At 61.9% G+C, this 7,858-nt stretch carries 13 protein-coding genes; 4 read left to right on the top strand and 9 right to left on the bottom strand.

Annotated features, from left to right (window positions below; translation table 11 throughout):
• Positions 1-198: 198 nt before the first annotated feature.
• From JWQ90_RS04875 to JWQ90_RS04850, 6 genes are all read right to left on the bottom strand, one after another.
• Entirely contained in the window at positions 199-435 is a 237-nt protein-coding gene (locus tag JWQ90_RS04875) for a hypothetical protein (protein ID WP_299690233.1), read from the bottom strand.
• A gap of 100 nt (positions 436-535) precedes the next feature.
• Positions 536-850: a BrnA antitoxin family protein gene (locus JWQ90_RS04870; RefSeq protein WP_299690231.1), complete on the bottom strand. Its 315-nt coding sequence runs from the start codon at positions 848-850 to the stop codon at positions 536-538.
• The gene (locus JWQ90_RS04865; protein ID WP_299690228.1) at positions 810-1,094 is read right to left on the bottom strand and encodes a BrnT family toxin; all 285 of its coding nucleotides are present in this window, start codon (positions 1,092-1,094) and stop codon (positions 810-812) included. Before JWQ90_RS04865 ends, JWQ90_RS04870 begins: the two co-directional genes overlap by 41 nt.
• A gap of 167 nt (positions 1,095-1,261) precedes the next feature.
• Entirely contained in the window at positions 1,262-1,540 is a 279-nt protein-coding gene (locus JWQ90_RS04860) for a hypothetical protein (RefSeq protein ID WP_299690226.1), read from the bottom strand.
• Positions 1,537-2,550 (bottom strand): WcaI family glycosyltransferase, encoded by a 1,014-nt coding sequence (locus JWQ90_RS04855; protein WP_299690223.1) that lies wholly within the window; start codon positions 2,548-2,550, stop codon positions 1,537-1,539. Before JWQ90_RS04855 ends, JWQ90_RS04860 begins: the two co-directional genes overlap by 4 nt.
• Positions 2,551-2,655: 105 nt before the next feature.
• Positions 2,656-2,883, bottom strand: coding sequence for a hypothetical protein (locus JWQ90_RS04850; RefSeq protein ID WP_299690220.1), 228 nt, complete (start codon positions 2,881-2,883; stop codon positions 2,656-2,658).
• A 408-nt stretch (positions 2,884-3,291) separates the two neighbouring features.
• Between JWQ90_RS04850 and JWQ90_RS04845 the strand changes: the two genes are divergently transcribed.
• Positions 3,292-3,564, top strand: coding sequence for a hypothetical protein (locus JWQ90_RS04845; RefSeq protein ID WP_299690217.1), 273 nt, complete (start codon positions 3,292-3,294; stop codon positions 3,562-3,564).
• 177 nt (positions 3,565-3,741) lie between these two features.
• On the opposite strand, the gene JWQ90_RS04840 is transcribed toward JWQ90_RS04845, so the two are convergent.
• The gene (locus tag JWQ90_RS04840) at positions 3,742-4,020 is read right to left on the bottom strand and encodes a hypothetical protein (protein WP_299690215.1); all 279 of its coding nucleotides are present in this window, start codon (positions 4,018-4,020) and stop codon (positions 3,742-3,744) included.
• A 159-nt stretch (positions 4,021-4,179) separates the two neighbouring features.
• Here JWQ90_RS04840 and JWQ90_RS04835 point away from each other — a divergent pair, with 159 nt between their 5' ends.
• Together JWQ90_RS04835 and JWQ90_RS04830 are read left to right on the top strand one after the other, a co-directional pair.
• Entirely contained in the window at positions 4,180-4,368 is a 189-nt protein-coding gene (locus JWQ90_RS04835) for a type II toxin-antitoxin system HicA family toxin (RefSeq protein WP_299690212.1), read from the top strand.
• Positions 4,369-4,377: 9 nt separating this feature from the next.
• Positions 4,378-4,770 (top strand): type II toxin-antitoxin system HicB family antitoxin, encoded by a 393-nt coding sequence (locus JWQ90_RS04830; protein ID WP_299690209.1) that lies wholly within the window; start codon positions 4,378-4,380, stop codon positions 4,768-4,770.
• An 85-nt stretch (positions 4,771-4,855) separates the two neighbouring features.
• Here the strand turns inward: JWQ90_RS04830 and JWQ90_RS04825 are convergent, their stop codons facing one another.
• Positions 4,856-6,154, bottom strand: coding sequence for a sugar transferase (locus JWQ90_RS04825; protein ID WP_299690207.1), 1,299 nt, complete (start codon positions 6,152-6,154; stop codon positions 4,856-4,858).
• 164 nt (positions 6,155-6,318) lie between these two features.
• Positions 6,319-6,984 (bottom strand): sugar transferase, encoded by a 666-nt coding sequence (locus JWQ90_RS04820; protein ID WP_299690204.1) that lies wholly within the window; start codon positions 6,982-6,984, stop codon positions 6,319-6,321.
• 356 nt (positions 6,985-7,340) lie between these two features.
• Between JWQ90_RS04820 and JWQ90_RS04815 the strand changes: the two genes are divergently transcribed.
• Entirely contained in the window at positions 7,341-7,769 is a 429-nt protein-coding gene (locus JWQ90_RS04815; protein ID WP_299690201.1) for a low molecular weight protein-tyrosine-phosphatase, read from the top strand.
• Positions 7,770-7,858 lie beyond the last annotated feature (89 nt).

Genomic DNA, 7,858 nt, shown 5'->3' with positions numbered 1-7,858 from the left:
TTCCTTGCGGACCTGCTCACGGACCATGAACCCCTGCGTAGGCTGGGATGGAGCGAAGCGGAATCCCAGCACGGCGGCCCGAATCCAGCGCTGGGTTTCCGCTTCGCTGCAACCCAGCCTACGGGTGTGTCGGGCTCTCGGTTCATGGAAAGAACCCCGCGTGGGCACGGCCTTCGGCCTTTGCCCACCCTACGACTGCTAGGGGTGTGTTACTCGTTGCGCGATCTGCATAAGGCCACGCAGCGCCTCATTGACGGCGGCTGGAGTAGAAAAAACTTTTGCGACCTCTGGCTGTAACAGAACAAGATTGGTGCCTTGTGTGTGCTGTTGAAAATACTTTCCACGCACGCCTTTGCCCAGATCCTCGCGCCGATACTCGGCACGCATGGTGTCCTGGTCGGTAGCCTTAGCTTTCTTGGTAGGTTTTGCGTTCATGTGCGGTCGCTTTTCTGGCGCTGATGATGTGGGTGCCTTGTCGGATCGCCGATCGGAACTGCCGGATGCGGTCCCGCATGTTCGGTGGGGGCCGGGGGCGTTATGGCCCCCGGCTACCCGATTGGGCCAGCGCGTCACGATAGGACTTGAGCACAGCATTCATGCGCGTTTGCCAGCCCGTGCCCTGGCTACGGAACCAGCTAAGGACATCTGCATCTACGCGCAGTGCGATTTGCTCTTTGCGGCCCGGCAACGGAAGGCCGCGATGCGCTACTGCCTCTGCCCAGTCTTCGGGTGAGGTTTGAGGGGCATCCTCGGTGAATTTTATGGCCGAGTCTGGCATTGCTTTCAGCTTTGCCCAGTCCGTTTTGGCTTTAACGCTTTTGGTAACGCGACTGCCACGCTTTGTATTCATGGTTTTCCGCCTTTCTTGCAGAGATCAGATGCGGGATGTCGCTCTCTTCGCCGCGTGGAGTCCACACAACGAACAGCGCGACGCCGTTGAACACTCCGACGCTCTGGAACCGCTGTTCTTGATACGCCTCCCGTATGTCCTCACGGGTGAGAAGATCGCCGCCGAAGTAAGCTTCAAGGTCAGCGAAATCAACGCCGTGATCCTTGATGTTCTGTTCGCGCTTGGGATCGTCCCATGTGTTCATGCGCCACAGTGTATATGCATTTCGCATACACGGAAACTGATGTGCGGGCTTAAGTTCGCTGTGTAGGTTGGGGTGAGCGCAGCGAACCCCAACATTCGTCTGCGCTGATGTTGGGGTTCGCGATGCTCACCCCAACCTACACAGCCGGCGGTACGTTACGCTTTGACTCATCCATCAGAAGTAGTAGGCCGTGTTACCGAGGGCGCGCTTTGGGTGAGGCTGGCCAGGGTTTTTTCGAAGCGGCCGAGGATCGCGTCTTTGTCCAGATGGTGTTCGGCGTAGCGGCGGGCATTGTTGCCGAGGCGGATGCGCAGGCCGGGGTCGGCGGCCAGGCTCAGCAGGGCTTCGGTGAGGGCGCCGGCGTCTTCGGGCGGGGTGGCGATGCCGGTTTCCGCAGTGGCCACGGCCTCCCACAGCGCGGTGCCGGGCTCGGCGGTGGCGATCACCGGGCGGCGGCTAGGATGTTGGTGAGCTTGGAGGGCATGACCAGGTCGGCGGTATGGGCCTTTTGGATCACCAGGTGGATATCGGCGGAGCCGAGCACCTGGTTGAGTTGTTCCAGCGGCTGCAGCGGCAAGAAGCTCATGTTCTGCAGGCCGCGCGCTTCCGCCTCCGCACGCAGCTGCTCGGCGTCGGAGCCGGAGCCGATCATCACGAAGTGAAAGCGCGGCTCGCTGGTCTGCAGCCAAGCGGCGGCATCCAGTACCAGGGGCAGGCCCTGCTTGCGGCCCATGGCGCCGGCGTACATCACCAGCATGGCGTCGCTGCCCAGGCCGAGGCGGCTGCGGAACTCGGTTTCGCGGGGGATGGGGTAGATGCTGTGCACGTCGCACCAGTTGGGCAGCTCGAGCACACGCTCGGCCGCGGCGCCTTTGTCGATGGCGCGCCGGCACATGGCGGGGGTGATGGACGACACCCGGGTGGCGGAGCGGATCAGGTGGTTCTCGACGCGGTAGAGCAGTTTGCCCAGGATGCCGTGCTTGATCATGCCCAGGCTCATGGCGGCGTCTACCTGAAAGTCCTGTATGTGATAGACCCAGGGGATGCCGCGCAGCTTGGCGGCCAGCCAGGGCCAGATGCCGGAGAACAGCGGCGGGCAGACGGCGATGACCACGTCGGGCCGCTGGCTTTTGGGGGCAAGCAGGATGCCCAGCCAGTTGACGGCGCTGTTGGCGAAGATGCTGAGGTCTACCAGGATGCGGCGCAGCGAGCTCACCTTGCCGTCTTTGGGGATGTAGTGCGGTACGCGGTGGATGGTGACGCCGGCCCAGGTTTGGGTGAGGTAGCGGGTGCGGGTGTACCCGGGCGCGAGCTTCCACTCCGGGTAGTAGGGGTAGCCGGTGATGACGTGCACGTCATGCCCGCGCCCGGCGAGCCAGGCGGCCATTTCACCGGTGTATTTGCCGATGCCGGTTTTTTCCGGGAAGAAGTTGCCGGAATAAATTTGGATGCGCATCTGCTTGTTTTTAGAGGGTGATATCACAGGTAGGTCGGCAATCCTTTGCCGACGTGAGGCGGTGATTGCGTATCCGAGGGTACACGTCGGCAAGGGATTGCCGACCTACGGTGTTGCGGCGTGGGCTACTTGTTCAGCGATCTGCTCCGGCAGTTGCACGGCCAGGAAGAAGGATTCTGGGTACAGGTAATCGTCTCCGGATTCGTCGATGACGCGGACTTGATGGTGCTTTGTGGCCGCCGGGTCTGTAACGAGTTCATAGAGCTTGCGGAGTTCCAGGGACGCTTGATAGCCGGAGTTTTGAATGCAGACTACGAATTGATGGGCTGACATGGTGCGACTCCAGGTATCGCTTAACGGTAGCCGTGTAGGTTGGGGTGAGCGCAGCGAACCCCAACGTGTGCCCGCGCCGATGTTGGGGTTCGCTGTGCTCACCCCAACCTACACGCTTTGCCGACGTGAGGCGGTGGTTGCGCAACCGAGGGTACTGCTCACGGACGATGAACCCCTGCGTAGGCTGGGATGGAGCGGAGCGGAATCCCAGCGTTGCGGCCCGAATCCAGCGCTGGGTTTCCGCTGCGCTGCAACCCAGCCTACGGGTGGGTTGGGCGCTCGGTTCATGGAAAGATGGATCCGCGGCTCCGCAGTTCGCCGTGTGTTTCGTTGTGTATGACTGTGTGAAATTGCACGGTACGCAACATTTACCGCCAGGCCGGTTGGCCCTGGGAATAGGAGAGGCTCATGTTTTATCCCTTGCCCGTGTTCAAGTTTGTCCGTGGAGGCTTCGTCGAGCTTGGTTTGCACCCGATCCTGAAATCCTTCCAAAAAGCCCTTCTGTATTCCCTGTTGTCCGAACTCCCGGGTTCACTCTTTGACACCTTCGGCCAGCACGTTCTGTGCCTCGGGCGAAGCTGCCGTCAGGTCCAATGCTCCTGCACGAAGACGGGTGCTACCTGCGTGCCATCGACAACAAAATACGAAACCCTGCTTGTTCGAAATGATGATCGCTTGTGAATATGTCGCGGATTCCATGGTCACGCGCGACCAGGATGCTGGAACAGTCGGCAAGGCTCCAATCCTTGTCGGCACGTTCCCGGAATAAGGCCTTCGCCTCCTGCATCAAAAGCTCGGTAACGAATCGCGTCATCCTCGGCAAACAGCGCGAGGAACGCCGCGGTATCCACAAACACCTTAGCCACTGTTCTTCTTGTCTGCGCCGTAGATGTAGTGGTCGTGTTCTTGTGAGAAATCTGGCATGCCGGTCGTGAAGGTCAACGACGGCAGCGCTTCAAGGAATCCGCCCATTAGATCGCGCTTCCCCATCACCTCGGATTGAGGAGTGGAAGACGCCTTTTTTGCACGCCGCATGATCAGGCGTTCAGCCGCTGCGACCACCCGAGCACGCTCTGGTTCTGGGAGCTTGGCATACAGTTCGGCGGCGGGGCCGTTGATGGGGATCGAGATGGGCATGCGTGAGTACTATATCAACTGCGAAAGCAGCGGTGGTTGCGCGTCCGAGGGTACATGTCGGCAAGGGATTGCCGACCTACGGTGAACCGAGGTTGATGAGTTGGCGGCTTCGCGGCTCGTCGCGTATTTCGTTGTGTATGGGTGTGTATAATCATGCCCATGAACAGCGCTGATCTCATCCGCCGGTTGAAGTCCGAAGGCTGGACGGAGGCGCATGTGAAAGGATCGCATCACAAGTTCAAACATCCCACGAAGCCAGGGCATGTGACTGTTCCGCATCCGAAGCGCGACCTGCCCATGGGCACGGTACGCAACATTTACCGCCAGGCCGGTTGGCCCTGGGAATAGGAGAGGCTCATGTTTTATCCCTTGTATGTCCATCGCGACGAAGGCAGTGCCTACGGTGGTACGTTCCCGGACTTTCCGGGTTGCTTTACCGCCGCCGACGAATTGGCCGATTTGCCGCGCATGGCGCAAGAGGCGGTGGAGGTTTTCTTTGAGGGTGAGGACACCGAGATCCCCGCTCCCAGCGACATCGCCCGCTGGAAGGACCATGCCGATTTTCAAGGCGGCTTTTGGCTGTTGGTGGAGATTGAGCTTGCGCAGGTCAATGCCAAGCCGCTGCGGCTGAATGTGTCGCTGCCCGCCCATTTGGTGCAACGCATCGACCGGTATACCGAGGCGCATCACATGACGCGCAGCGGGTTTCTGGCACGGGCGGCGGCAGAATCGTTGGCGCATCGGGCGTAAGGTGGCGTTGCGTATCCGGGGGTGCATGTCGGCAAGGGATTGCCGACCTACGGGGGCCGCGGGCATGCCCCGTATTGATGGGCTCTCAATACGCACCTCTCTGGCGGAACGGCACCACTACCGTTTCGATCAGGTACCAGAGGTCTTTCCACAGTGACCATTCGCTGGCGTAGCGGACGGCGTGCTCGAACTGGTCGTCGTAAGGGTGCGCGCTGCGGAAGTACAGTTGCCAGGGGCCGGTGAGGCCGGGGCGCAGGCGCTTGTACAGGCGGAAGTACGAGCCCCAGCGGTCGCGCTCGTCCACGGCGATGGGGCGCGGGCCTACCAGGCTCATCTCGCCCACCAGAACGTTGAACAGCTGGGGCAGCTCGTCCAGCGAGGTTTTGCGCAGTACGCGGCCGACGCTGGTGATGCGCGGGTCGTTGCGCAGCTTGAAGAACTCGGCGTATTCGGCCTGGGCTGCGGGGTCTTCGGCCAGGATTTTTTCCAGCATCAGCTCGGCGTTGGGCACCATGGTGCGGAACTTCCAGCAGGGGAACAGCCGGCCGTGGCGGCCGACGCGCTTCTGGTTGTAGAAGGCCGGGCCGCCTTCGCGCTTGATCAGGATGAACAGCAGCGCGAACACCGGCAGCAGCAGCAGGATGATCGCCAGCGAGGCGACGATGTCGAGGCTGCGCTTGATGTAGGGGTTGGGTACCGGGGCGGTGTCGGCCTCGTCGCCGAGCAGGTCTACGTCTTCGCCCAACTCGGAGCTGTTGAGGCAGCCGTAGCGGTCGCAGAACAGGTACAGGTGCTGGTCGCGGTCGTCGACGAGGTTGGTCAGGTTGACGTGCACGCCGAGTGCGCCCAGTGCCGAGCTGCGCACCACTTGCGCCTCCAGCGCCAGCACCAGGGCCAGGTCGTGGCGCAGCTTGTCCTGATGCCGGGACAGTTTGCCGCTGGCGGGGAGCGAGCGCAGCAGGGTGGCGTTGATGGCGACGCTGAGGCTCGCCAGGCTGCCGGATTTTTTCTCCAGCCGGCGGTTGTGCAGATCTTTGGCGCGGGCTGCGAGCTCGGGCCCGCCTCGGCCGTTTTGCAGCTCTTGCGCGGCAACGCTGCAGGCCAGGGCGAAGCGGGTGGTGACATCGCCGGGCTCGGGGGCGGAGAGCATGGCGTCGTAGATCAGCGCCAGGTCGAAGACCACGGCGTTGGTCAGCGACGCGGGCACGAACAGGCCGGCGCGGTAGGTCTGCTGCTGCGTGGCTTCGTGGGCCCGGAGCTGTACGTAGTGCAGCAGCTTGTCCGAGGCGGAGTGGACGGACAGCACCTGGGTGCGGCCAGTCAGCTGCGGCCGCAGGGGGGTGACACGGTTGGGGGCCTGCGGTTGTTTGAGGGTGATGGGCATCTTTACCCAGCGGTATTGGTTGCGGTTTGTGGCGGGGGCAGAAGCCCCTCTCCCCCCGCTTTGCGGGACCCTCCCCCAGGGGAGGGGAACAGCGCTAGCTTTTGATGTCCCCTCCCCTGGGGGAGGGTGGCGCGATAGCGCCGGGAGAGGGAGAGGGCCTGTCGTCAAACTCCGTGCATGTGCGCGACGGTGCGCAGGACCAGGCTCAGGTCGAGTAGTGGGCCGGCGCGGTCGATGTAGGAGCGGTCCGACGCCAAACGGCGGCGCAGGTCGCGCTCGCCTTCCACCAGCCACAGGCCGGTAAGGCCGGGGCGTACGGCCAGGCTGAAGCGGGCCAGGCGGCCGGCGCCCATCAGCTCTTCTTGCGACAGCGGGCGTGGGCCGACCAGGTTCATGTCGCCCTTGATCACGTTCCACAGCAGCGGCAGGTGGTCCAGGCGGCTGCGCTTCAAGAACTGGCCGAAGTTGTCCGTGGCCGGGGCCTGGCCGGCGCCGAGCGAGCGCAGCGAATCCGGCACCATGGTGCGGAAGTGGAGCACGGTGAACGGCCGGCCATGCAGGCCCAGGCGCTGGCGGCGGATGAACACCGGCCGGCCCTGGCGGGACAGGATCAGCATGATCGAGACGAGCACCGGTGCAGCCAGCAGCGTGGACGCCAGCGCCAGGATCAGCCCCAGCGGGCGCTTGAGCCGCCAGTAGAAGCCACGCAGCAGGGCGAAATCGCCGCTGCTGGCGAGGGTGCTGTGTGCGTCGTCGTTTGCTGGCAGCTCACCGGCACTTTCAAGTGTGCCTGCTGCATAAATGGACTCGTCCCCGCCTGCCATATCCATAACCCCATTCACTGCGCGAATTGCGCGCTAATGCGTCCATGTCGGTACAAATTGTCCAACTTCCATGCCAACTGACATTCAGTTCTTCTAGCAACGGCTTGCTGTCTGGCTGGTCACTGTGCTTTTACGACTTTATACGCAAAGTCCAAGACATAGATATGAACTACCACACAATTGTGACATAAGTATCCGTCCGCGTGAGTAACATCTGTTTTCATATCAAAAGCACTATTTTGTATGTTAGACAAGGTTTTGGCGTTCAGTTTGCAGATGGTTTGGATTGACAAGTTTTTGCAAGCCTTTGTTACGGGATATAGCCTGTTTGTATCGCCTTTTCTTCTTCGAGATCTATTTTTGTGATTCGTCGCATCGTGGTGGTTTGCACCGGCAATATTTGCCGCAGTCCTATTGGCGAGTGCCTGTTGCAGCTGCGGGGGCAGGGCCTGGAGGTGAGTTCTGCCGGGGTGGGGGCGATGGTCAACTGGCCGGCCGATCCGCTGGCGGTGGAGGTGATGGCCGACAAGGGCCACGACATCGGCGCGCACCGCGCGCGGCAGCTGACCCGGGCGATTTTGAGCGAGAACGACCTGGTGCTGACCCTGGATCAGCACCATAGCGACTGGATCAACGGCCGGTTCCCGGAGTACCGCGGCAAGGTCCACAAGCTGCTCCGCTGGCGCGACAACGCGGACGTGCCGGACCCGTATCGTCAACCGAAGGAGGCGTTCGAGGAGGTGTATCGGTTGATCGATCAGGGGGTGGAGGATTGGTTGAGGAAGTTGTAGGCGCTATCGCGCCGGGAAGTAGGTTGGGGTGAGCCTGCGAACCCCAACATTCGTTCGAGCCGACGTTGGGGTTCGCAGGCTCACCCCAA

The organism is Hydrocarboniphaga sp. (genome assembly GCF_028291725.1).
GTDB lineage: Bacteria > Pseudomonadota > Gammaproteobacteria > Nevskiales > Nevskiaceae > Hydrocarboniphaga.
The sequence above is the reverse complement of the archived record's forward strand: the minus strand, read 5'-3'. Positions and strand labels throughout refer to the sequence as shown.

Bases quoted from the DNA above. Each gene is read 5' to 3' on its own strand.
- JWQ90_RS04875 (WP_299690233.1), bottom strand. From the start codon at position 435: ATGAACGCAAAACCTACCAAGAAAGCTAAGGCTACCGACCAGGACACC.
- JWQ90_RS04870 (WP_299690231.1), bottom strand. From the start codon at position 850: ATGAATACAAAGCGTGGCAGTCGCGTTACCAAAAGCGTTAAAGCCAAA.
- JWQ90_RS04865 (WP_299690228.1), bottom strand. From the start codon at position 1,094: ATGAACACATGGGACGATCCCAAGCGCGAACAGAACATCAAGGATCAC.
- JWQ90_RS04855 (WP_299690223.1), bottom strand. From the start codon at position 2,550: ATGCGCATCCAAATTTATTCCGGCAACTTCTTCCCGGAAAAAACCGGC.
- JWQ90_RS04850 (WP_299690220.1), bottom strand. From the start codon at position 2,883: ATGTCAGCCCATCAATTCGTAGTCTGCATTCAAAACTCCGGCTATCAA.
- JWQ90_RS04845 (WP_299690217.1), top strand. From the start codon at position 3,292: ATGTTTTATCCCTTGCCCGTGTTCAAGTTTGTCCGTGGAGGCTTCGTC.
- JWQ90_RS04840 (WP_299690215.1), bottom strand. From the start codon at position 4,020: ATGCCCATCTCGATCCCCATCAACGGCCCCGCCGCCGAACTGTATGCC.
- JWQ90_RS04835 (WP_299690212.1), top strand. From the start codon at position 4,180: ATGAACAGCGCTGATCTCATCCGCCGGTTGAAGTCCGAAGGCTGGACG.
- JWQ90_RS04830 (WP_299690209.1), top strand. From the start codon at position 4,378: ATGTTTTATCCCTTGTATGTCCATCGCGACGAAGGCAGTGCCTACGGT.
- JWQ90_RS04825 (WP_299690207.1), bottom strand. From the start codon at position 6,154: ATGCCCATCACCCTCAAACAACCGCAGGCCCCCAACCGTGTCACCCCC.
- JWQ90_RS04820 (WP_299690204.1), bottom strand. From the start codon at position 6,984: ATGGATATGGCAGGCGGGGACGAGTCCATTTATGCAGCAGGCACACTT.